The organism is Myroides sp. N17-2, from assembly GCF_002286775.1.
In the GTDB taxonomy this organism is placed as follows: Bacteria; Bacteroidota; Bacteroidia; order Flavobacteriales; family Flavobacteriaceae; genus Flavobacterium.
In genome coordinates this window covers 25,983-51,432 of sequence record NZ_NSGJ01000012.1, presented here as the reverse complement: position 1 = coordinate 51,432, position 25,450 = coordinate 25,983, and the positions used below count along the sequence as shown (strand labels likewise).

Annotated in this window: 19 protein-coding genes and 1 other RNA gene; 10 read left to right on the top strand and 10 right to left on the bottom strand. The window is 33.6% G+C overall.

Annotated elements, in window-relative coordinates:
* The first annotated feature begins 7 nt into the window (after positions 1–7).
* Positions 8–1,966, top strand: a complete 1,959-nt coding sequence (locus CF599_RS06700; protein WP_121965269.1) for an OmpA family protein — start codon at positions 8–10, stop codon at positions 1,964–1,966.
* Between the two features lie 1,079 nt (positions 1,967–3,045).
* On the opposite strand, the gene CF599_RS06695 is transcribed toward CF599_RS06700, so the two are convergent.
* Complete coding sequence (locus tag CF599_RS06695) at positions 3,046–4,245, bottom strand: pyridoxal phosphate-dependent aminotransferase (RefSeq protein ID WP_121965268.1); 1,200 nt, start codon at positions 4,243–4,245, stop codon at positions 3,046–3,048.
* 208 nt (positions 4,246–4,453) lie between these two features.
* Between CF599_RS06695 and ccsA the strand changes: the two genes are divergently transcribed.
* The 4 genes from ccsA to CF599_RS06675 all read left to right on the top strand — a co-directional run bounded on the left by ccsA (position 4,454) and on the right by CF599_RS06675 (position 13,392).
* On the top strand, positions 4,454–7,627 hold the full coding sequence (ccsA, locus tag CF599_RS06690) for a cytochrome c biogenesis protein (protein WP_121965267.1): 3,174 nt from the start codon (positions 4,454–4,456) through the stop codon (positions 7,625–7,627).
* 1,002 nt (positions 7,628–8,629) lie between these two features.
* Entirely contained in the window at positions 8,630–10,348 is a 1,719-nt protein-coding gene (locus tag CF599_RS06685; RefSeq protein ID WP_121965266.1) for a hypothetical protein, read from the top strand.
* A gap of 26 nt (positions 10,349–10,374) precedes the next feature.
* Positions 10,375–12,063, top strand: a complete 1,689-nt coding sequence (locus tag CF599_RS06680; RefSeq protein ID WP_121965265.1) for a hypothetical protein — start codon at positions 10,375–10,377, stop codon at positions 12,061–12,063.
* An 18-nt stretch (positions 12,064–12,081) separates the two neighbouring features.
* The gene (locus tag CF599_RS06675) at positions 12,082–13,392 is read left to right on the top strand and encodes a hypothetical protein (protein WP_121965264.1); all 1,311 of its coding nucleotides are present in this window, start codon (positions 12,082–12,084) and stop codon (positions 13,390–13,392) included.
* A gap of 110 nt (positions 13,393–13,502) precedes the next feature.
* Here CF599_RS06675 and CF599_RS06670 read toward each other — a convergent pair whose 3' ends face one another.
* Complete coding sequence (locus CF599_RS06670) at positions 13,503–14,195, bottom strand: Sir2 family NAD-dependent protein deacetylase (protein ID WP_121965263.1); 693 nt, start codon at positions 14,193–14,195, stop codon at positions 13,503–13,505.
* Positions 14,196–14,237: 42 nt separating this feature from the next.
* Between CF599_RS06670 and CF599_RS06665 the strand changes: the two genes are divergently transcribed.
* A complete protein-coding gene (locus CF599_RS06665; protein WP_121965262.1) occupies positions 14,238–14,921 on the top strand; it encodes an RNA methyltransferase in 684 nt (227 codons plus the stop codon).
* 79 nt (positions 14,922–15,000) lie between these two features.
* Here the strand turns inward: CF599_RS06665 and CF599_RS06660 are convergent, their stop codons facing one another.
* From CF599_RS06660 to murQ, 4 genes are read right to left on the bottom strand one after another with little or no spacing between them, the layout of a single operon-like run.
* Positions 15,001–15,798, bottom strand: a complete 798-nt coding sequence (locus tag CF599_RS06660; RefSeq protein ID WP_121965261.1) for a TerC family protein — start codon at positions 15,796–15,798, stop codon at positions 15,001–15,003.
* A gap of 21 nt (positions 15,799–15,819) precedes the next feature.
* Positions 15,820–16,203: a DNA topoisomerase IV gene (locus tag CF599_RS06655; protein WP_121965260.1), complete on the bottom strand. Its 384-nt coding sequence runs from the start codon at positions 16,201–16,203 to the stop codon at positions 15,820–15,822.
* 1 nt (position 16,204) lies between these two features.
* Complete coding sequence (locus tag CF599_RS06650; protein ID WP_121965259.1) at positions 16,205–16,438, bottom strand: DUF6095 family protein; 234 nt, start codon at positions 16,436–16,438, stop codon at positions 16,205–16,207.
* Entirely contained in the window at positions 16,438–17,256 is an 819-nt protein-coding gene (gene murQ, locus CF599_RS06645) for an N-acetylmuramic acid 6-phosphate etherase (protein ID WP_121965258.1), read from the bottom strand. Before murQ ends, CF599_RS06650 begins: the two co-directional genes overlap by 1 nt.
* A gap of 222 nt (positions 17,257–17,478) precedes the next feature.
* On the opposite strand from murQ, the gene rnpB reads away from it, so the two are divergent.
* Positions 17,479–17,793: RNase P RNA component class A (rnpB, locus tag CF599_RS06640), an RNA gene on the top strand.
* A 67-nt stretch (positions 17,794–17,860) separates the two neighbouring features.
* Here rnpB and rsmD read toward each other — a convergent pair.
* Together rsmD and CF599_RS06630 are read right to left on the bottom strand one after the other, a co-directional pair.
* The gene (gene rsmD, locus CF599_RS06635; RefSeq protein ID WP_121965257.1) at positions 17,861–18,430 is read right to left on the bottom strand and encodes a 16S rRNA (guanine(966)-N(2))-methyltransferase RsmD; all 570 of its coding nucleotides are present in this window, start codon (positions 18,428–18,430) and stop codon (positions 17,861–17,863) included.
* Entirely contained in the window at positions 18,427–19,218 is a 792-nt protein-coding gene (locus CF599_RS06630) for a DUF3822 family protein (protein ID WP_121965256.1), read from the bottom strand. The genes rsmD and CF599_RS06630 overlap by 4 nt, the downstream gene beginning before the upstream one ends.
* 131 nt (positions 19,219–19,349) lie before the next feature.
* On the opposite strand from CF599_RS06630, the gene CF599_RS06625 reads away from it, so the two are divergent.
* The 3 genes from CF599_RS06625 (at position 19,350) to kdsB (ending at position 22,753) form a co-directional block, all read left to right on the top strand.
* A complete protein-coding gene (locus CF599_RS06625) occupies positions 19,350–20,783 on the top strand; it encodes an ATP-dependent RecD-like DNA helicase (protein WP_121965340.1) in 1,434 nt (477 codons plus the stop codon).
* A gap of 208 nt (positions 20,784–20,991) precedes the next feature.
* Entirely contained in the window at positions 20,992–21,900 is a 909-nt protein-coding gene (locus CF599_RS06620; RefSeq protein ID WP_121965255.1) for a DUF4822 domain-containing protein, read from the top strand.
* A 100-nt stretch (positions 21,901–22,000) separates the two neighbouring features.
* Positions 22,001–22,753, top strand: coding sequence for a 3-deoxy-manno-octulosonate cytidylyltransferase (kdsB, locus tag CF599_RS06615; protein ID WP_121965254.1), 753 nt, complete (start codon positions 22,001–22,003; stop codon positions 22,751–22,753).
* Positions 22,754–22,839: 86 nt separating this feature from the next.
* Here kdsB and CF599_RS06610 read toward each other — a convergent pair whose 3' ends face one another.
* Both CF599_RS06610 and CF599_RS06600 read right to left on the bottom strand, forming a co-directional pair.
* Complete coding sequence (locus tag CF599_RS06610) at positions 22,840–23,919, bottom strand: hypothetical protein (protein WP_254050250.1); 1,080 nt, start codon at positions 23,917–23,919, stop codon at positions 22,840–22,842.
* A gap of 306 nt (positions 23,920–24,225) precedes the next feature.
* Positions 24,226–25,299: a branched-chain amino acid aminotransferase gene (locus CF599_RS06600; RefSeq protein ID WP_121965252.1), complete on the bottom strand. Its 1,074-nt coding sequence runs from the start codon at positions 25,297–25,299 to the stop codon at positions 24,226–24,228.
* Positions 25,300–25,450 lie beyond the last annotated feature (151 nt).

Below are 25,450 nucleotides of genomic sequence, written 5' to 3'. Positions count from 1 at the left end.
ATAAAGTATGAATAAGAAGGTTATTAAGTTTTTCTCAATAGCCTCTTTTTTCTTACTGTCAACAGCAGGTATTGCCCAGACAGGTAAAGAGAAGAAAGCAGATAAGAGCTTTGACTACTATGAGTATGTCAATGCAATCGAAATCTATGAGAAAATCATCAATAAAGGTTTTAAGAGTGTCAATACATTAACCAAATTGGCAGATGCTTATTACTTTAAAGGAGAACTTAAGACTGCACATAAGTGGTATGAAGAACTCTTTAATTTTGCAAAACAAGAAGGAACGAAGCTTCCGTCAGAATATTATTATAGATATGCACAGACACTGCGTTCTATCGAAGATTACAACTCTGCTGATGCCTATTTAAGCCAATTCGCTGAACTAGAGAAGAACGATAGTCGTGGTATCTTATTTGAACAAAAGAAAGATACGTATCTAAAGGAGATTAACTCTATGATACAGCGCTATGATCTAAAGGCACTACCTATTAATAGTGTGTACTCTGATTACGGATCTAGTATATTAGGAGATCAACTAGTCTTCGCCTCTGCTAGAGAAACTGAGAATGGAGGTAAGGTACACAAATGGACAAATGAAGCATTTACCAGTCTATACAGTACCGTTATCGGTAAGGACGGTAGCTTTAGTGATCCTGTACCTGTAGATAAATCAGGTAAGGCTAAAGTGAATGTTGCCTCAGCAGTGTTTACTAAAGATGGTAAGACGATGTACTTCACGAGTAACAACTTTAAGAAGAATAAGAAAGTTCACAATGAAGAATTTTACATTCTACTGAAGTTGTACACGTCTTCTTTATTAGAGGACGGTTCTTGGTCAGAAGCTACAGAGTTGCCGTTTAACTCTAATAACTATAATACGGCTCACCCAGCTTTATCTCCTGATGAGAAGTGGCTGTACTTCGCATCGGATAGAAGTGGTACACTAGGTGAGTCAGATATATTTAGAGTATTTATCGAAGAGGATGGTAGCTATGGTACACCTGAGAATTTAGGCGGTAGAATTAATACAGAAGGGCGTGAGACGTTCCCATTCATATCTAAGGATAACTATCTATACTTCTCATCAGATGGTAGACCAGGTCTAGGAGGATTAGATGTCTATATGGCTAAGATCAATGTCGATAATACATTCGGTAAAGTAGCTAGTGTAGGTGCTCCTATTAACAGCCCTGCAGATGACTTTGCATTCTATATCAATGATAAGAATAGAAAGGGATTCATTAGTTCTAACCGAGATGGTGGAGTAGGTGGAGATGATATCTATTTCTTCCAAGTAGTGGACTGTAAACAGCAGATAGAGGGACAAGTGTTTAATACCACGACTAAGCTTCCTATCGCTAATGCTACTGTAGTCTTATATAATAATGAGTATAAAGAATTAGCGACTATCACTACTGATGCACAAGGACATTATATCACTGATGCGCTAGACTGTAATCACAAGTTTAGACTGAAGGCTAGTGCTGATAAATATTTGACAGCTGAAGTAGCGACGTTATTAGGACGTGAGTTTAACGTAGCGAAGACTGTGAATATAGGCCTAGATCCAATAGAGGAGAAGATAGAGAAAGACGATGACTTGTTTAAGAAGTTAAAGTTAGATCCTATTTACTTTGATTTTGATAAAGCGACTATTAGACCTGATGCAGCTGTAGAGCTAGCCAAGGTAGTAGAAGTGCTTAATATGTATCCTAAACTGAAGATAGACGTGCGTTCGCATACAGATAGTAGAGGAAATGATGCTTATAATATGAAGCTGTCAGACAGAAGAGCTAAGTCAACTGCTGCTTGGATGATCTCTCAGGGAATAGATGAATCTAGAATCACAGGGCAGGGATACGGCGAATCTCAGTTAGTCAATAAGTGTGCAAATAAAGTACCGTGTACGATACTAGAGCACCAAGAAAATAGAAGAAGTGAGTTTATTATTCTAAACATAGAATAACACTATTTCGATTAAATAGGGATTTTTTTTAAAAGCTAGTTTGCTTATTGCAGACTAGCTTTTTTTTTGGCTTTAAAAAGCTGTATTCTAGTCAAGACTACTACAACACCTAGACAAGAGATGTTCAACAAAGAGTCTGTTTTATAGATCAATCTTGAGGTAATATTGAAGGAGTGTTGAAGAGGCAAGTATGAAGTTTTATATTTTTTTTTAAAATAAATGAGTTAGAGTAGCGAGTACACATAATTGAAGAAAAAGTTACTTTTAAAATAAGAGATTTTAGCTGTTTAGAGCTTTTTTTAGGGCTTGCTTACTTTTGAAGTTGAGATTATCTTGACTTTCACCCCCTCCGTTTTGAGCAAACCTCAGTCTTGTACATCCAATTTAAGATTTGTAACTTTGTCACATATTTCAATTTCTAGTTCACTAGAAATCAATGTTTTTAATTCACCTAGGGATTATAGACTATATCACTTATCTCAAGAAAAAAGAAACCCCTTTATTTGCCCATTTCCGTCTATGAAGTTGCTATTTGACTTTGTATGAAAGTATATTGACAGCATCCTGCGTGCATAGTGAGTCCATTAAAAAGGCTGTTTTAATGGACTCACTATGGACTCACTATGGACTCATTATGGACTCACCATGGACTCAGTCAAACCAAGACCCCATAAAAATGCCTTTTTCACCCTGTTAAGATAATTTCTGATTGTTTTTAAATATTAGCCTCGAAGATTGGCTTAAAAAAAGCACTGAATATTTAACATCCAATACTTTGCAAATATACATATTAAAAAATAAGTGTTTTTATACACCTTTATTTTTTGTTATATTCTTAATTTACTGATTTTGATCCTTTGGTTGCTAGAATTTAGATGCCTAAAGCTAGTTTGACAGTCAACTGTTTTACTTGCTTTTATTTTTAGGTAGCGTTTAATTCATAAAGTCAAGAAGACTTTGTTTAATTATGCACTATAAAGGTTAGTTGATTTATAGAAGAGGTATATGTTGTCATATTGTCTATAAGACATAAAAAAAACCACCCATAGAGGGTGGTTTAGGATGAAGAATAGGTTAGACTATTTTTCTATAGCTTGATACGCTTTAAGCGCTTCTTTTAATATTTCAGCAGAGCGGATTAAGTCTTCTTTCTTTAGAACGTAAGCCATACGAGCCTCGTCTAGTCCTACACCAGGTGTAGAGTAGAATCCTGCTGCAGGAGCGATCATTACAGTTTCTCCGTTTAGATCATATTCCTCTAATAACCATTTAGCGAAGTTGTCCGCATTTTTAATAGGGAATTTAGCTACGCAGTAGAAAGAACCGTGTGGCATAGTCACTTGTACGCCTTCTATTTGTTGAAGTGCAGTGATAAATACATCTCTTCTCTCTTTATATTCTGTGATTACTTCATCGAAGTAAGATTTAGGAGTATCAAGAGCTGCTTCAGCAGCGATTTGTTCAAAAGTAGGAGGAGAAAGACGTGCCTGAGCAAACTTCATTGCAGCAGCCATAAGGTCTTTGTTTTTAGAAACGATACATCCTATACGAGCTCCACACATACTGTAGCGCTTAGAGACAGAGTCAATCATAATAGCGTGGTTAGCTAGTTCTGGAATACTCATCACAGAGATGTGTTTATATCCATCATAAGCGAACTCTCTATATACTTCGTCAGCGATTAAGAATAAGTCATGTTTAATAACTAACTCTGTTAACTGCTTCATTTCTTGCTCTGAATATAGATATCCTGTAGGGTTACCAGGGTTACAGATTAAGATAGCTTTAGTCTTAGGTGTGATAAGTTTTTCAAACTCTGCAATAGCAGGTAATGCAAATCCGTCATTGATAGAAGACATTACAGGAACTATGTTTACTCCATTAGAAGTAGAGAATCCGTTATAGTTAGCGTAGAATGGCTCAGGAATGATAATCTCGTCTCCGTGATCCATCGTACTTCCTAATGCGAAAAGTAGTGCTTCTGATCCACCAGTAGTCACGATAATATCAGCTACATCTACATTAAGATTTTGGTCTTTATAGTGTTTTGATAATTTTTTTCTATAGCTTTCGATTCCAGCAGAGTGACTATATTCTAATACTTCGAAGTTAGCATCTTTAACAGCTTGTAGTGCTCCAGCAGGAGTTTTGATATCTGGTTGACCTATATTTAAATGGTATACATGGTGTCCTTTTTGTTTTGCAACCTCTGCAAAAGGTACTAATTTTCTAATTGGTGATTCAGGCATTTGAAGCCCTTTGTTTGAAATCTTAGGCATAGTTTTAAATTTTAAATAGACATAGTAGACAACTACAAAGAATATGAAAAGGAATCATACGTTTTGTAGAATATTACCACAGCAAATGTAACTTATTTTATGTGAAATTATACAACAAATTGATTACTAAATATTAAGTTAAATATACTGAACTACTGACGTTTTTGGTTATTTTTGTTGCACTATTAAAACAACATATTAACATCTCATGGATAAAAAAATAATATCTTTTTTTTCTTCGACTCGGTTAATGGCAGTTCTTTTTATAGCCTTTGCTATTGCATTGGCTGCGGGAACTTTCATTGAAGATCGGTATAACACAACTACTGCACGTATCTTAATATACAATACCAAATGGTTTGAGTTTATTATGTTCTTTTTCTTGATTAACTTTATTGGGAATATTAAGAGATACAGATTATTGAGCAAAGAGAAGTGGGCTACCTTACTGTTACACGTTTCATTTATCTTGATTCTTATTGGAGCATTAATTACTCGTTACATCAGTTTCGAGGGGATGATGCCTATTAGAGAAGGGGAGACTGCAGATCAGATCTATTCAGATAAAACATTCCTTACTGTGATGACTGATGGCGATTATGAGGGAGAAGCACGTAGACGTACTTTCGAAAAACCTCTTCTATTCTCATCTGTAACGGATAATCATTTTAAGCTTAAAGAAGAATTTAATGGTGTTCCTTTTGAAATAGAATATAAGGACTACATCATGGGAGCAGAGGAAGCGGTAGTTGAGGATGCTAATGGAACATTATTCTTAAAATTAGTAGAGTCTGGTGATGGAGAGCGTCATGAACACTATCTTAAAGAAGGAGAAGTTGCTAGTATTCACAATGTATTGTTCTCATTTAATAAACCTACTGATGGGGCTATTAATATCATAAAAGAAGGGAATGACTATTTTATGGATACTCCATTCGGAGGTACATTCATGAGAATGGCTGACCAATCTAAAGGTGATGTGATGGCAGGTACTAAAGCGCCATTAAACTTTAGATCATTATATAATATGGCTGGTACACAGTTCGTACTGCCAGATATGCCTATAAAAGGTAAAATGATTTTGAAATCAGATGGTGATTTTAAAAATAAAAGAAATACTGATGCTCTAGTGCTTACTGTTCGTTCTCAAGGGAAAGAAGAGGAAGTAACACTTATGGGAAAAGGGGGTAGAATGGGAGAACCTCAATCATTTAAACTAGGTGATTTAGAGTTTACATTATTATATGGAAGTAAAGTATATACTACACCATTCCAAATCAAACTAAACAAGTTTATTGCTGAGAAATATCCTGGTACAGAGAGTAGCTATGCCTCATTCGAAAGTCAGGTAACTGTATTAGATGGAGCAGAGAAGTTCGATGCGCGTATCTATATGAATAATATCTTAGATCATAAAGGGTACCGTTTCTTCCAAGCAGAGTTTGACAGAGATGAGAAAGGAACTATATTATCTGTTAACCACGATTTCTGGGGAACATGGATTACTTATATAGGGTACTTCTTATTATATGTAGGAATGTTAGCGATATTATTTGACAAGAATACAAGATTTGGTGATTTGAAAAGAAAATTAGATAAAGTAAGAGAGAAGAAGGCTTCTATGCTTACGATGTTATTATTGTTCTTATCAGTAGGAGCGTTTGCACAACATAATCACGATACACCTATGCGTCCGAGTCAGGTGATGATCGATTCATTAGTGAAGTCTACAGCTGTGGATAAAGAACATGCTGCTAAATTCGGAGAACTAGTGATTCAGGATTTCGGAGGACGTATGAAACCTGTGAATACTTTTGCGTCAGAATTATTGCGTAAGGTATATAAAGGGGAGTCTTATCTAGGGTTAAATCCAGATCAGGTATTCCTATCGATGACACAGTTTACAGTAGCGCAACAAATACAAGGAGCACCTAACTTCTGGTATTATGCGCCGATAGTAAAATTACCAAGAGGGAATGAAAAAGTACTAGAAATATTAAAGCTACCTAAAGATGCGAAGTATGCTGCATTTATAGATTTCTTTGATGACAATGGTAACTATAGATTAGCTAAAGTAGTAGAAGATGCGAATCATGAAACAGTAAAGAATAAGTTTCAAACAGATTTCTTAGACTTAGATTCTAAGATGGCATTATTAAATGCTGCTTTTACGACGCGTATGTTAACGATATTCCCAGTACCTGGACATAATAATGATAAATGGGTATCTCCATTAGAGTTAAATGAAGCAGGACTTAAAGGAATGGATTCTACATTCACTAAGAGTATATTACCTAGAATGTATGTACCAGCTTTATTTGAGGCTAAGGAGACAGGTAACTATGCGAAGGCAGATGAGTATTTACAGAGTTTAAAAACATTCCAGAATGCATACGGTAAAACTGTAATACCATCTGAGGATAAGATTAAATTTGAAATACAATATAATAAGTACGATATATTTAAGACATTATATAGTTACTATATGTTAGCGGCTATAGTGTTATTCATATTTATCGTATCGGAGATATTAAAGCCTAGACGTATTAATCAAACAATGATAAAAATAGGTAGCTGGGCTACAGTTTTATTATTTGCTATTCATACATTAGGGTTAGCAGTTAGATGGTATGTATCAGGACATGCTCCATGGAGTGATGCTTATGAGTCTGTTATTTATGTAGGTTGGGCTACAGCATTGTTTGGGTTGTATTTTGGGCGTAAGTCTGAGTTGACTATAGCGTCTACTGCATTCGTAGCAGGTATGATTCTATGGGGAGCACACTTAAACTTTATGGACCCAGCTATCGCGAATTTACAACCTGTACTTAACTCGTACTGGCTAATCATCCACGTAGCAGTTATCGTAGGTAGTTATGGACCGTTTACACTAGGGATGATCTTAGGAGTAGTGACATTATTATTAATGATCCTTACAAATGAGAAAAATAAGAAGAAGATGGATCTTAATATTAAGGAGTTGACTTATATTAATGAGATGGCTCTTACAGTCGGTCTAGTTCTATTAACCATTGGTAACTTCTTAGGAGGTCAGTGGGCTAATGAGAGCTGGGGACGTTACTGGGGATGGGATCCTAAGGAGACTTGGGCATTAATCAGTATTATGATCTATGCATTCGTTATCCATGCTAGATTAGTACCTGCTATGCGTGGTACATGGATTTATAACGTATTTAGTGTAGTAGCTTATTACTCGATCATGATGACGTACTTCGGGGTGAACTTCTACTTAAGTGGATTACACTCTTACGCATCAGGAGATAAAGTGATCACACCTACTATCGTATGGTGGTCATTAGGATTCGTTATCATACTAAGTGTATTATCTTATATTAAATATAAGAAGTATTTAAAAAAGTAATAGTCTAGACTATATATAATAGAGTATCTAAAAGCTCAGTTTCTGAAAAGAAGCTGAGCTTTTTTTTGTTAATCATTTATCTGTTATTCTAGGATTGAGTTAGGTATTTAGATGGAAGTAATGATACTTGATAGTACGTTGAGAAGTAAAGGTAGATAATCGCTTATCATAAGCACATAGTAGTTGTTATAAGCCATTAAAGAGATAGGTGTTATATTGGGGACTTTATGATGAAATTATCAAATAGTGATATCGTTTAAAACTATGTAAAACGTTATGAAGGTATAGCATAATGCATTAAGATTATGGGTTTTAACTTTCATAAAGTAAGCTTGTTGGGTTTTTGAAGGGTATTTAGTTAAACCCATATTACGCATTAGCCAAATACTACAAAGCAATTCTACTTCATAGCTCTTTCATTAGCTCTTTCATTAGCTCTAAAACCATACTATAGTATGCTTGTGTCACTAATTCAGACCTATCTTGTATAATTACTTTTCGTTTATATGTCTATCGCGTAATCTGGATTAAAGATGGATTTATTTTGAATAAATAGTGACTTACTAGTTTATATAGTCATCTTTTTTGATTATTTGTTAATGTATTTGAGTTTTGTGTGTTTAGTTAAGGTAATTTGGTAGTGTAAGTTTTATTATTTATGTTAGTTGGTGTTTATTACAATATATATTAATTAAATATTTAAATTAATATAATTCTAATCTTGATTTTTATGTATTTAAATAGAGTAAAAGCTACGTTTATTCGTTTAAATCATAGTAATAGTAAATAAATATTTAATTAAGGTTAAATTATATGAATAATAATTAAAATTTAACATTTGATGTTTTGTAAGTTCTTTTTTTTATAACTTTGTGGTAGAAAATGTTTAAAGGTTAAGCTTTGTCTTAATTCTTAAAGCAAGTAATTGGGATTTGATTAACAATATTGGGAAAGATTAATCAGCCTATAATTAGTAAAAACATTTAAATAAATTTTTTAAACATGAAAAAGAAAATTACTACTCTGTTTTTGTTGGCTCTAGGAGCAACTACGTATGCGCAGGTTACACCACCTGATCCTATTGGTATGGGTGTTGGTACAGCATTAGTGCCTAATAAAAGTGCTATCTTGGATGTAGCAGCGAAGAATAAAGGGGTTTTGATTCCTAGAGTTGCTTTAGATAATGTTAAAGTATTTGGTTTAGAGGGAGGTTCTGGGACTGAAAGTATGTTGGTTTACAATAGTACAGGAACTTTAGCAAAAGGTTTCTATTATTGGACTAAGAATGCTGCTCCTGGAGAAGATAAATGGGAGTTAATTACTTCTGAATCTGTTTTAAATCAAAAAATAGAAGATCTTAAGACTTATGTGGACAATGAGATTAAGAAAATTACAAATATAACTGATGGTGCTAATCTTAGTTATTTAGTAGCTTTTAATCCTAAAGGGGGTAAAAATGGTAACGGATCGTTCTCTTATTTAGTTCCTGATGGAAATGGGGGATACACACAAACGGCTTTAACATTTGAAGAATTAATTGCTTTATCAGAGACTAAGACTTTTATCAAAGCTGAGATGCACGAGATTGATAATCCAAATGATAAAACTACGAAGGTAACTGTAGTTAAAGCATATTGGTACTTTAATGAGGAAGCGGTTAATACTTGGATGAAAACAGATGGTAATAAAATAGAAGATATACCATTCGCAGCTCCTGGATTTAAAATCGATGTAGTAGGTACAGTAAGTTCTAACTTAGAACAAGTATTTAATGATAATCGTAAGTTTATTGATAAGTTTATTACTAAGTCAAATGGTAACGTGTATGTAAAGGTAGATAATAATGGTGTTACTAATATGTACTATACTAATGAGGCTGGTGATGAGGTTCTAATAGATTTTAACTCTATAGAGACTAAAACAACTATTCAAAAAACAACCATTAAGGCGGATGGAACTGAAGGTGCTTATGCTGATTCTGAATTAGGTACTCCAAAAGCAGGGCAAATAGTTTTTAAGTATAAATCTGAGGCTAAAGATGCACTGGGTAATCCAGTGAATTTCTTCTTGAATATTACTGAAGAGGTTAAAACAGCTATTACTCATGAAGATGTTAAGAATGAACTTAAAAAGTACTTAACTGAAGGTGGTAATGTTTACTTTGGAGATCACGATGGAGATGCTAAAACACCAGATCTTTTATATAGAGTAGAAGAGGATAAGAAAAACCCTGGAACTTTTATAAACGTTCCAATCGATATTAGTGCGAGTGTTATTGAAGTAATTACTAATAACGAAAAGGTTACTGAAGTTATTAAAGAGAAGTTAAAAGAGGTAGTTGAGAAAAATACTACAACTGAGACAGGCGAAGTAATAGGTAAGTATAAAGTGTTTAAAACTATCGTAACTGTAACTGTCGCTAACGGAACTACTTCTGACGGTGCTGTAGTTGAATATAATACACAGTTTAGTGAAGCAATTAAGTTAGAGAAATTTAGTCGTTTATTAAATGTTGAGATATTAGATGAAAACGGACAAGTGGTATTAACAACTATAACGGATGTTAAGACTGGTACTGTTGCTAATGATAAAACACCAGTAGAGTTTAGATTTGGTGTTGGTAAAATGTATGCGCCACTAGCAGCTAAAAACTATGATGTGATATTGAGATATATTTCTACTGAGGAATTTGTACCAAAATTTCCTGCAACAAAACCTTAATTACTAAAATTTAATAAGAAATCACAATGAAAAAAAGTATATATACAGCATTAGCTTTAGCATTATGTTTTGGAGTTTTTGCACAAGATAAATTAGGAGTAGGTATTAACACAAAAAGAGTTGATAAGAGTGCTATATTGGATGTAGTAGCGAAGAATAAAGGGGTTTTGATTCCTAGAGTAACTTTAAATGACGTTAAAGTGTTCGCTCTTGAAGGAGATTCTAAGACAGAAAGTATGTTGGTTTACAATAGTACAGGAACTTTAGCAAAAGGTTTCTATTATTGGACTAATATTAGTTCAACTGAAGGGAAATGGGAGTTAATTACTTCTGAATCTGTTTTAAATCAAAAAATAGAAGAGGTTAAGAAATATGTAGATACTGAGATTAAAAAAATCACTAATATAACGGATGGTACTAATCTTAGTTATTTAGTAGCTTTTAATCCTAAGGGAGGTAAAAATGGTACAGGATCATTCTCTTATTTAGTTCCTGATGGAAAAGGTGGATATACACAAACGGCTTTAACGTTTGAAGAATTAATCGCTTTATCAGAGACTAAGACTTTTATCAAAGCTGAGATGCACGAGATAGATAATCCAAATGATAAAACTAAGAAGGTAACTGTAGTTAAAGCATATTGGTACTTCAATGAGGAAGCTGTTAATACTTGGATGAAAACAGCTGGTAATAAAATAGAAGATATACCATTCGCTGCTCCTGGATTTAAAATTGATGTAGTAGGTACAGTAAGTTCTAACTTAGAGCAAGTATTTAATGATAATCGTAAGTTTATTGATAAATTTATTACTAAGTCAAACGGTAACGTGTATGTAAAGGTAGACAATGGTGTTACTAATATGTACTATACTAACGAAGCTGGTGATGAGGTTAAAATAGACTTTAACTCAATAGAGACTAAAACTCGAATCTTAAAAACAAAGGTTAAAGCTGATGGTACTGAAGATACTTATGCTGAAACAAGTTTGGGTACTCCTAAGCAAGGTCAAATTATCTTTAGATATGCGGGTGAGGAGAAAGGTAAATATGATTATTTAAATATTACTGAAGAGGTTAAAACAGCTATTACTCACGAAGATGTTAAGAATGAACTTAAAAAGTACTTAACTGAAGGTGGTAATGTTTACTTCGGAGATCACGATGGAGATGCTAAGACACCTGATCTTTTATATAAAGTAGTAGAGGATCCTAAAGGTTCTGGAGTATTTAAAAATATTCCAATTGATATTAGTGCAAGTATTATTGACGTAATTACTAATAATGAAAAAGTAACAGAGGTTATTAAGGAAAAAACTAAAGTTATAGTTGAGACTAATGTTGACGTTCCTACAGGTGAAGTTATTGATGGTAGAATAGTATATAAAGGTACTGCTGTAATAACTGTAAACCATGGTGATGGTTATGATGCAGAGATGGCTGTGAATACATATATTACTGCTAAACCTATGAAGTATGTAATTGATGAAACAACTAAAAAAGGTTCTTGGCTGCCAAATACGGCTGATAACTTTGATAGATTGCTTAAAGCTTCAGTATTGGGTCTAGACGGACAAGTGTTGTTTACAACTGTAACAGAGGTAGTGAAAGGAGCGAAAAATGAGTTTAGATTTGCTTTTGGTGTCGGAAACACATATTACCCATTGCCTAATGCTAAGTATGATGTTGTTTTCGAATATTTAGGAGTAAAAAAATAATAAAAAAAATTAAGCACTATGAGAAAGTATTTAATAACATGTGCTGCTCTATTTGGTATGTCCTATATAGGACATGCCCAAGTAGGGGTTGGTACACTAAGTCCTTCTGAGAGTACTGTCTTAGACATACACGCTAAGGATAGAGGGGTGCTTTTTCCAAGAGTTCATTTGACGAGTTTAAGTGAATTAGATCCAGTAATTGGAAAAAAAGGAGATTTAAAGATTAAAGGATTAATCGTATTTAATATTAACCCTAATTTACAAGATAAAGATCTTGCTGGAAAATCTGAGGGGTTTTATGTTTGGTCTGGTACATCATGGGATAGATTATCTACACGAAGTGAAATCATTAAGTTAATTGAAGATAAGGATGGTGGTCAGTCTATTGTAGATATCAATACAATCCTTAATCTTTTAATAAATCAAACAAAACCAGGCGATCCTTTAAAAGGAACATCTGTTGTACTGTATGATTTTGAAAAAGAGGAGTTTTACACTCTAGAGAAAGACGCAAAAGGGAATGTGATTAAGTCTGAGGTTATTGATTTGACTAATGCAATTCGTAAATCAGAAACCAAAACTGTTATGAACAGAGGTGAGGTTACTGTAGATGGTCAGAAGCCTGATATGAAGGAATCATTAACTTATGATCAAACGAAGTCTAAAAAAGGTCAGATATTCTATGAGTATATGGGCGAAAAAAGAGACAAAGATGGTAAGCAGGTTCCTTATTATTTAGATATTACTGGTGATGTTAAAAACATCATTAATAATAATGAAGATGTTAAGAATATTCTTCAAGAAACTATTAATAAGTTGATTGTTGAAGGTGGGAATGTTTTCTATGGTGATCATGACGATGATGGTAATGCTAAAACAGAAGATGTTCTTTATACTTATGTGATCAATAAAACGACAGGTCAGAGAGAGAGAAAGGTTATTAATTTAACTGAGACACTTCGTGAGGTATTTAAGAATGAAACTTTCATAAAAGAGCTTAAAGAAGCTGTTAGTTATAACATAACAAGCGCTATAACACAAACGAATATTAAGTATGAAGGTAAAGTAGTTAATGTGTTTTCGAGCACAGCTACTGTTAATCCTCTAGATGCTGAAATTGTTGGTGTAGTATTTCCTGATGAAGTAGGTATTAAAGCTCTTAATATTTTTGATATCAAGTTATATAGTTTAGAAGGAAAATTGATAACTGTTGGGATTACAGATATTAAGTATGATAGAGGATTGCTAGACTTTTCTTTAGGTAGTGGTGGGTTATATACACCAATTACTGCTGGTCCATACAAAGTAGTAATTCAGTTTACTAAATAGAAGTAACTTTGAGTAGTAAGAGTTATAAATAAGCTCCTAGATAGCCTCTAGGGGCTTTCTCTTTTTTATAAAGTATAAAGCCTTTAGAATAATCTAAAGGCTTTGGTTTTTTATGAATTAGTTTTTAATTCTTCTATAATGGATTGTATCCCACTAGAGGCCTTCATTGCTATTACTTTAATATCACAAGGAGTTTGTTTAATAGGAGCGGGGTTAAGGTCTATATAATAAGCTTGAGCTGTTGGTTTAGCATAAGATATTAGTGAAGCTGCAGGATATACTTGCATTGAAGTACCTACGATGATAATGATATCTGCCTCTTCTACTAAAGGTATAGCATTCTCTAGTTCAGGTACCATCTCTCCGAACCAAACAATATGTGGACGTAATGTGTGACCTTGTTCATTAATATCATTATCGAGTAAATCTTTAGTCCAGGGATAAACAAACTCTTCATTTTGCTCACTGCGCACCTTCAGTAATTCACCATGTAGGTGTAATACATTCGTTGACCCAGCACGTTCATGTAGGTCATCAACATTTTGTGTTATGATAGTAACATCATAATAATCTTCTAGGTCGGTTAGAAGCATATGTGCTTCATTTGGTAGACAAGTAAGCAACTGACGCCTTCTATCATTGTAGAATTGTAAGACTAGTTGTTTATTCTTCTTCCATCCTTCAGGAGATGCAACTTCCATTACATCATGTCCTTCCCATAGTCCATCAGCATCTCTGAATGTTTTGATTCCACTTTCTGCACTCATTCCGGCACCAGAAAGCACTACTAATTTTTTTTGCATAATATTCTTACCTTTGCATTTGTCTTAAAAATAAATATAATAATGAATATTTCAAAAGAACTATTTCAAGACGTTGAATATTTAGAATACTTGGAATCATTTTTGACGGAGAATAGAGTAGAACGCTTTAAGGAGGTTTTAGCTAATCGTACAAAGCATTTTAGTATAGTGGCTGAAGATGTATACCAATTACATAATACAAGTGCTGTAATGCGTAGTTGTGAGGTTTTCGGGGTACAGGACTTATGTGTTATCGAACAGAAATTTGGTAAACGTATAGATAAAGAGATTGCTTTAGGAGCTGAGAAGTGGGTAGATATCCATAGATATAGTTCAATCCCTGCAGCATTAGAAGATATTCGAAGTAAAGGATATCAGATAGTAGCGACTACTCCACATGTAGATGCTAATCACTTAGAAGACTTTGATATTACCAAGCCATCTGCTATCTTTTTTGGTACAGAGAAGAGTGGTTTGTCTCCTGAGATAATCGAACAGGCAGATGCTTATATAAAGATACCTATGGTTGGTTTTACAGAGAGTTTAAATATATCTGTATCAGCAGCCATTATTATCCAGAACTTGACTACTCGTGTACGTAATTCGGATGTAGCGTGGAAGTTAACTGAGGAGCAGATACTAGAGAAGAGAATAGATTGGGTTAGAAAGTCAATCAAGGATATTGACTTTGTGACTGAGCGATATCTAGAATCTAAGAAAGAGTAACTTAAGTAATACCATATACTTTATAAAACAAATAAATCCCTCTATTAGGAGGGATTTATTGTTTTATATAAATGTAGAGTTAAGCAGATGGACTGCTCTTTTTACGTAACTTCATATTGATAAATTCTACAGCTAGCGAGAATGCTATAGCAAAGTATAGATATCCTTTAGGTACTGCACCTATTTCTTGTCCAGCTAATACAGCATGAGAGAGATGCATACTCTCAGTAGTTAGCATAAAACCAATAAGGATAAGGAATGATAATGCAAGGATTTGTATTGATGGGTTTTTATTAACGAAGTTACCCACTGGCACAGCGAATATCATCATTACTCCAACAGATACAATCACTGCTGCAATCATAATATATAATGCTCCATTAACTCCATTAGTCATCCCTACTGCTGTAAGTATACTATCTACAGAGAAGATAATATCGATCATTAAGATCTGCATTAGGATGTTACCAAATGATTTAACAGCTATCTTCTTCGCATTAGGAGCTTCATCTATCGGATGGTGATCTTGTACATGACCTACTTTCTCATGTATTTCTTTGGTTGATTTATAGATAAGAAATATTCCTCCAGCGAGTAGTATAAGTGCTTGTCCGTTAAAGTCAGCTGAGAACCAAGTCCAGTTAATACTAAAGAGAGGTTTTTTCATAGCGATAAGCCAAGAAACACCAAATAATAAGGCAATACGCATAAACATAGCTAAAAACAAACCTAGTTTGGTTGCCTTTTTGCGTTGTTCTTCTGGTAGTTTTCCAGTAACGATTGAGATGAAGATAACGTTGTCTATTCCTAGTACAATCTCTAGAAAAGTCAATGTTATGAATGCTACGATAGCATCAGCAGTTAAAAATACTTCCATAGTATTTACGTGTGGATTAAATTATAAATCAGCAATTTTTTTAATAGTTCCTCTTTCTCTTCTAGCGTCTCCCACATATCCGTACTCGAAAGTACATTCATCTCCATCTGTTGTTACAATTTTTATACTAACAGGTTTTTTGTCAGCCATAGTTTTAGGGTTTAGTTTTTCTAAAACGAATTCACAATCATTTACCCAACGAATAGCTGCACTGTCTGTTTTTCCTTCAAATGTTTCGATTTCTAAATCTTTTGTGCGTATAAAAGTAGATACCTTTTTCTCTCCATCTATTTCAGCTGTAAATTCAAACTTACCAGTTTGGAACTTAGCACAGTTTCTCTCTTGATTATAACAAGAGGCTAATAAAAGAAATAAAGGTAAAAAGTATAATAGTTTAGTTTTCATATTATTTTCCGAATAGTGATTTAATTATTGTTTGAAGCCCTTTAAAAAACAAGAACATTGAAGTAAGGCAGATTAGACATCCTAATCCTAAAACAGGATAAAATAATGGGTTACCTTGATTCTTTAGCGAACTGTGAATAATGATAGGGCCTAAGAACATTAACGGTAACGTAATCATTAGGTATTTCACCCCTTTATTAAGTAACTTTCGATCTACTTCTGGTTCTCTTTCCATTATTTATTCAATTTAAAATATTCAATTGCAGAACGTACATTTTGATGTTCTTTTAGTAAGTTAGCCGCTATAGAATGCTCGATATTAAGTTCATCCATAATCATCTGTGTGCCTCGTTCTTGTAGCTTGGCATTAGTCATCTTCATATCTACCATCTTGTTGCCTTTTACTCTTCCTATCTGAATCATACTACTAGTAGAGATCATATTAAGGACTAGTTTCTGTGCTGTACCTGCTTTCATACGAGAACTTCCTGTTACGAATTCAGGTCCTACGACTACTTCTATTGGGTAATCAGCGACTTTAGACAAGGGGCTTTCTAGATTGCAAGTAATACAGCTAGTAGTGATATTGTTTTTTTGGCATTGTTCTAATGCTTTAATGACATAAGGTGTAGTACCTGATGCAGCGATTCCAATGACGATATCTTTATTGGTAATATTATATTGTTGTAAATCTTCCCATCCTTGTAGAGGATTGTCTTCTGCATTTTCGACAGCATGCCTAATCGCGTGATCTCCACCAGCTATTATACCGATGACTAAGTCTGGTGATACACCATAAGTAGGAGGGCATTCGGAAGCGTCTAAGATACCTAGTCTACCAGATGTACCTGCACCGATATAGAATAAACGTCCTCCATTATTTAACTTATAGACTACCTGTGATACTGTAGCTTCTATTTGAGGAATAGCTTTTTGTACTGCTAAGGGAACAGATATATCTTCCTGATTTATATTGTGTAAAAGGTCATTGATAGACATTTTGTCTAAATCATTGTAGTTAGAAGATTGTTCTGTGATTTTTATAAAACCCACTGTAATAGTTTTTAAAAAATGTATAGAAGCAAAAGTAATCAAAATACTTTACTAACTGTTAATATTCATAGGGTCTTGTTTATAATTTTAAGCCAAAATGTAGAGGTGTAGAACCAAATATATAATCGCTTTCCGCTTATAGGTCTACCGTATATTTGGGATTTAAGAAAATAATAATACTAAATAGTTTTCGGAGTTGTAATAAATGAACTACTTTTGCGGCGAGCAAACTGCCTTATCGCTACTCTCAGTAATGAGGATAGAGGAAAGTCTGGACACCATAGGGAAGCATAATGGATAACAACCATCCTTGGCTTGCCAAGAGGACAAGTGCAACAGAAAGTATGTACAGGTAATGCTGTAGTGAAACCAGGTAAACTCTATGCGGTGAAATGTCATGTATATTTAGCGTTTGAGGGTGCCCGCCCGATGCTTTAGGGGTAGGCAGATAGAGCTATCGAGTAATTGATAGCCGGGATAAATGATAAGGGAGTACTTCGGTACTTACAGAATCCGGCTTATAGGTTTGCTCTTTATTTTTAAAATAAAAAAAGGACGATTGTAATTAACTACAATTGTCCTTTTTTATTATTTATCATTTCTTCTATTCGTCGTCATCTTCATCCTCCTCTTCAGAGGCAATCTCAAAGAATGTGAATACAGATCCTCCATAGTTCTTCTCAAATGAGAAATGTTCTAAGTGGTTAATAGGCGTGTGTTTAGAATGTTCTATAACAACCATTCCCTCTTCACTTACTAGATTATTTGCAAAAATACCTTTTACTATTGTTTCGAATTGTTCTTGTGTGAAACCATAAGGTGGATCAGCAAATACGATATCGTATGAAGACTGATGTTTCTCTATGAATTTAAATACATCTGACTTTAATGGTGTGATGTTCAACTCTAATTCTTTTGCTGTTTTCTTAATGAAGTTTACACACCCCATATCTCCATCTACACTAATAATAGATTCAGCTCCTCTAGAGGCAAATTCATAACTAATATTTCCTGTTCCTGAGAACAAATCTAATATTGTAAGTTCACTAAAATTAAAGTGATTGTTTAAGATATTGAATAGGGACTCTTTGCTCATATCCGTTGTCGGACGAACAGGTAAGTTTTTAGGAGCAGTAATACGTCTTCCTTTTAATTTTCCTGATATAATTCTCATGAATGGAATAAAATGTAATATTGTTTAGGTACTTGATGATGTAATAATAAATCATCGCTTATAAAAAATTTGTTCTCTACGATATTTACTTCTCGTATGTATTTATAGGCCTCTTCATAATAAGAGTCACCCATATCGATTCTACCCAATAAATGTAATGGAGTCGTTTCGACATCTAAGCTTAGTTGCTCATAGGTGAATAAGATATAGTAAATAAAGTCCTGTGCTGTCTGATATTGAAATGAATTAAAGAAGATTAATTCACCATTCTGCACTATAATTAACTCAAAGTGATCTTTTTGTAAGAAAGCATATACTTCTTTAGTGTCATTTTGAATTGATTTCTTTAGTAATATTTCTAATAATAAAGTGTTGATGTTGTGATATGTAAAGCTGCCAAATTTATCAATTAGATAGTTGTTGATATTGACATAAGGTACATATACATTGTTTATTTTGTTTGCTTCTAACTCATCATAAGCAAAGTAATCAGTAGAAAATACTTTAGTGGTATACTGTAAATAACTTCCTATAGAATCTTCATTAAATAGGTCTCTTGGGACAAATGTATTTAATGCATTGTCGTGTAATACGATTACTTCATCATATTTATCTGATAACTCAGGGTGCTTCTGAAAGAATTTGTCTAATTGTTCTTCTATTGGCCTAGCAGGAGTTATTGCCTCAGATGCAAAGTATGTAATCTCATGAGCTAGTTTGTCTTTGATAGCAAAAGAGAATTTCTTTAATGAAACTTGTATTAAAAGTTTGTGATAAATCTTTGACATCGTGTGTTTAAATATGAAATATAGATAGTTGATTATGTGCAAAATTACACTTTTTTATTGCATTCTTCTAGTCAAGGACTAAAAAGCTTAGTATCTTTGGAAAGTAATATAAAATTTAAGTAAAGAGCATGATGATAGATCAACAGTTTTATAAACTACTGCGTCAAAAATTCCCTTATGAACTAACGTTAAAGCAAGATATCTTTCTTCAGAAGATAGCGGATTTTGTTACTAATGATAGTCAAGATGAGCTTTTCGTTCTAAAAGGGTACGCAGGTACAGGTAAGACTACCCTGTTATCTACTGTGGTAAATGAACTAAGGAGTGTTAATAAATTCTCTATCATGTTAGCTCCTACAGGACGTGCTGCTAAAGTGATTAGCAACTATTCTAATCGTTCAGCTTTTACGATTCACAAGAATATCTATTACCCAAAGCCTAGTAAAGCAGGTGGAACTTTTCAATACACAATGCGTAATAACAGAAACCGCAATACTATATTTATAGTAGATGAGGCTTCGATGATAGGGGATGCTAGTGCAGGTGATACTTCGATGTATCCACATGGTTCTTTATTAGATGATTTAGTGTACTATGTATATTCGGGTTTTAACTGTAAACTTATTCTAATCGGAGATACTGCTCAGTTACCTCCAGTGAATATGACTATTAGCCCTGCTTTAGATATAGATCAGCTTCGATTTAATTACAATATGGATGTTCAGCATATTGAGTTAGATGAAGTAATGCGTCAGGAAGAAGACTCAGGTATTCTATATAACGCTACTGAATTAAGATTAGCGATAGGTTCTTACTTTGCAGATACTTTTCAGTTTCAACTAAAAGGGTTTAAAGATATCATACGATTAGTAGATGGCTACGATATACAAGATGCTATCTATTCTTCTTATTCTAATAGTGGTCCAGAAGAGACTACTTTTATCGTACGCTCTAATAAGCGAGCGAATGCATATAATCAGCAGATTAGGATGCGTATCTTAGATAAAGATAGTGAGATATCAGCAGGAGATTTACTAATGGTGGTGAAGAATAATTACTTTTGGTTAAAGGACTCTCCTGTGACAGACTTTATCGCTAATGGAGATATTATAGAAGTCTTACAGATTTATCGTACCATAGAGTTGTATAGTTATAGATTTGCTTCTGTGAGAATCCGTATGATAGATTATCCAGATATGGCTCCTTTTGATACGATGATAATCTTGGATACCTTGACTAGTGAATCTCCAGCACTGACTTATGATCAAATGAATAAGTTGTATAATGAAGTGTTATTAGATTATGAGGATGAAATAACCAAGTATAAGAAGATGCAGAAGCTAAAAGAGAATGAATACTTTAATGCTTTACAAGTGAAGTTCTCTTATGCGATTACTTGTCATAAATCCCAAGGTGGTCAGTGGGAAACTGTATTTATAGAACAGCCTTATCTGCCTGATGGAATAACAGAAGACTATGTCAAATGGCTATACACAGCGATGACTCGTGCGAAGGATAAGTTGTACTTAATAGGTTTTCAAGATGAGTACTTTCTTCAGGAGTAGGGATTAGAAAGGTGATTTTTATATAATACTTATTGTTGAGTATTTTATTATTATTTATTGTATAATTTTTGTAATTAATTGTATTTGTGTGTTTTGTATTTTAGTTGTGTAAATTATTTATAAACTGTAGTTTTTATTCTTTTAATAGAACCTCTCTTTTACATCATATTTTTATTCTCTTTATTTGACTTAAATAAATGAAAAAAATATGAGTAAAAAAGTTTTTAGCTTATTGAGTATAAGCATTTTGTTGTTAGGTTCACTTGCTACTGTTTCATGTTCTAGTGATGACAATTCTAATTCTATGGAAGTTAAAGAGACAGGGACAGAGATCTTATCTAAGCACACTTGGATTACAACTAAAATAGTTGATAATAAAGGAGTAGATGTCAAGTTAGATGTTATGCCAGGTGCTATGTACGCGGGTTATGCATATTATAATACAGATGGAACTTTTAGAATAGTAGACTTTAAAGATGGGCATAAGATGTATGGTTTATGGTCTTTAAGAGATAATGATACTAAAAGACACTTAGTAGTATATAATTCCAAAAATGAGGTAGCTTATGAGCGAACAGTTGATATGGTGGAATTAAATAATAATGTATTCACCTATAATATTCCAGATGGATCTAATTCTTCTATTATTTATAGTGTAGAGCACAAACCTGTAACTGATCACGCAGAGCCTAAGACTCCTGCAGAAGTATTAGCTAGTGTAGAGTGGAAAACAACTAAAGTATTTGATATTACTAAAGGAGTAGAGGGAGCTAAAGAAATGGATAAAACAGTTGCTCCTGCAGCTAGTTTCTCAGGTGATGCATATTATATAAATAGTAATGGAAAGGCTTATTTCCCTAAAAATAAAGAGGGGAAATTTGCTAATGGAACATTCTTAATTACAGCTTATGGAGATAAGAGTGCTGTTCGTTCGCAAGGAGATTGGTATGTTTCTTTAGATGGAAAAACAAGAACATTAATAGCTAAAAGACCTGATGGTAGTGTAGCATTTGAAAGAACAGTATCTGTTTATGAATTGACAGAGAATAAATTTACGTATGACATAGAAGTAGATGGTGTTTTGCTAAGAGTGGAACATGAGCCTATTAAAAAATAAAAATGATAAAGCCTCTTAATTAGTTAAGGGGCTTTGTTATTTCGGAGAGAGGAGAAATACTAATAATTGTTATCTTTGAGTCATAAAAAAAAGAACAGAAATGAAAGTTATAGCAGTTATACCAGCTCGATATGCATCAACTCGTTTTCCAGCAAAGCTTATGGAAGATTTGGCAGGAAAGACTATTATCCGTCGTACTTATGAAGGGACTTTAGCCACAGGGCTTTTTGATGACGTTTTTGTGGTTACAGATTCAGAGGTTATTTTTAATGAGATAGTTAGTCATGGTGGTAAAGCTATGATGAGTATAAAAGAACATGAGAGTGGGAGTGACCGTATAGCTGAGGCTGTAAAAGATATTGATGCAGATATTGTCATCAATGTACAAGGTGATGAACCCTTTGTGAGTAAGGAGAACCTAGAGAAGTTGATTGCTGTTTTTGCTGCAGATACAGATACAGATAAGAGTATTGACCTAGCTTCATTAATGACTCCGATTGATGAATGGAGTGTGATAGAGAACCCTAATAATGTGAAGGTAGTGGTGGATGAGAGTAATACTGCCCTATATTTTTCAAGATCTGTTATTCCTTATCCTAGAGATAAAGAGGCAGGAGTACAGTATTATCAGCATATCGGAGTTTATGCTTTTAGAAAACAAGCTTTGTTAGAGTTTACAACACTTCCTATGAAGTTTTTAGAAGCTTCAGAGAAGTTAGAGCAACTAAGATATTTAGAGTACGGAAAACGCATTAAAATGGCTGTAACTAGACATCTAGGTATCGGAATAGATACTCCAGAGGATTTAGAAAGAGCAAAGCAGATTATAGCTGCTAACCCGGAATTAAGATAGTCCTAAAATACTATATACAAAAAGAGGCTCGCAATATCTGCGAGCCTCTTTTTTATATTATTGTTTCTTTTTTAGATAGAATACATCTACTCATTTTCATTGTTCTCTTGTGGAGGTGTTTCTGTTGTTGGCGTACTAGTAGGAGTAGTATTACTGTAGGCAGGATTGTATGTTCCGGCAACAGGTACTATTTTTTGTTCTACGGGTACTTTTATTACTGTTTCCCATTCTGCTGCTAGTCTAGAATCAATCACTGATTTTTTAAGTAGTAACACGATTGGTTGATCTGTAAGAACATTTAGTTCTCTATCGCTTATTTCAGTTCTAGTCTTACGCAATGCTTCAGGTAAGAAAGTGTAATAACCATTTAAAGTAGATTCAAAGTAACTTTGTTTTGCTAGTGTATCTATTTTGTATTTCTCTTCTTCATTTAAAAAGATGTGACCTTTAATTGGTAGGGCAAATCTGTATTTAAGGACATCTTGTGTTCTATTATTATCTAAGATTAGATATGAATCTCCTGCTATCTCTATTTGATTTGTTTTGCAGAACTCAGATAAGTCTTTATTTAAAGCAATCAAATCTGTGTTAAGCATTCCTATCGATGAAGAAGCTTCTAGATATAGGTATTGTATACTTGGTGTAGTTTTAATAGCATCGACCTTCACATCAAACTCCTTGTATTGCTTGATAAAGTACACTATAAAAGCATCGATATTCTTGTCTAGACTATTAGTAGCTACTTGATTAGGAGTCCCTTTAAAGAAAGTTGTAAACTTTGTTTTAAGATCTAGTGTCCCACTAAATGTAAATACTATTTCTGTCTTATTCTGATGACCTTTTAATCTCCAGATAATGTTTGATATTTTATTGTCATTTAAGATATCTTGTGATAGACTATCATAAGGATGACTATACTCAGATCGAACGTTGTAAGAGCCTAAGTTTTCTAGCTCTATTTTATAGATACCATTATTAGTTTTCGTAGATTTCATCCAATCTGTCCAGTTATCTAAATCATTGATATAGTTATAGACAATCTCTTTAGGAGCATCAACTGTGAATTTTCGTTCTATTTTATATTCAGGACTTTGTGTCAAAATGAATACAAAAAGAGAAACGAATGCTAGTAAAAATAGAAGGAGGAAATACTTAATAATCTTCATAACAGCTTAAAACAATGTTAGTTTACTTTAAAAGGTTTTTTAAAATAAATAGTGAACCTATGAATGCTAAAAAAGCAACCAATACCCAAAGTCTGTTTTTATAATAGATTCGGTGTAACTTTAAATCTTTTCTATACATCACTATCATTACAATTGTAAAGGCAATAATAAAAAAGATAGCAAACTGCATTTGTCCAGGTGTAAACATAATTATTTTTTAGCAAAAATAGTCAAAAGACTTGTATATTAAACAAAAAAAACGGCAGTAATTCTGCCGTTTTGCAATATGATATGATAAAATCAATATTAGATTTTTTCAGTCCACCCGAAAGTGTCTTCGATTTTCTTTTGTTGGATACCTTGAAGTCCTGTTTTTAATTGGATAGCGAATGAGTTATCATCCGACACTTCAGGTAGTTCGTAGTAATTATCTTGGAAAGCGAATCCTTCGATTTGTCCTACTGTTACAGCTGTACCAGCACCGAAGATTTCTTTTAATTCTCCTTTTGCATGTGCATCGATTAAGTCTTGAACTACGATAGTTTTAACTTCTACGTTGATTCCTTTGCTTTTTGCGATGTCTAGTAAACTTTTTCTAGTTACACCATCTAAGATTCTTTCGCTAGTAGGAGCAGTGATTAATGTATCACCGATTCTGAAGAATACGTTCATAGTACCTGCTTCTTCTAGTTTAGTATGTGTAGCATCATCAGTCCAGATTACTTGTTGGTATCCTGCTTCATTAGCTAATTTAGTAGGGTAGAACTGTCCTGCGTAGTTACCAGAACATTTAGTGTATCCTACACCACCATTTGCAGCACGGCTGTAGTGCTCAGCGATTTGAACTTTTACTTTTCCTGAGTAGTAAGTACGAGCAGGAGAACAAATAATACAGAACATAAATTCGCTAGAAGGACCAGCTACTACACCTTCGTGAGTACCGATCATAAATGGACGAATGTATAATGCGTTACCTTCACCTTGTTTAACCCATTCTCTATCTAAGTTGATAAGCGCTTTTAATCCATCTACGAATCTTTCTTCGTCGATGTGTGGCATAGCCATACGCTCAGCTGATTTGTTAAAACGAGCCCAGTTTTCACGTGGACGGAATAACCATACATCTTCATTCGAATCTTTATATGCTTTCATTCCTTCAAAAATAGCTTGTCCATAGTGGAAAACATTCGTTGATGGAGCAAAAGACATTGGTCCATAAGGTTTGATTTCTACTTGTCCCCATTCACCATCTTTGTAGTGACATACTAACATGTGGTCAGTAAATACAGAACCGAACTTCAGATTTTCGAAGTCTACTGATGCAATTTTTGATGTTTCTACTTTTTGAATAGAAATACCGTTGTTTGATTCTAAACTCATTTCTTATAATGTTTTTTTAATTGTCTGTTTGAACTTATGCTTGCAATGTATTAAAAAAGCAACACATTACAAAATTATCAAAAAAACTACTTAAAAATAGTTTGTTGTTGAAGTTTATCTAAAATGGAGTGATAAATATTGTTTAATCAAA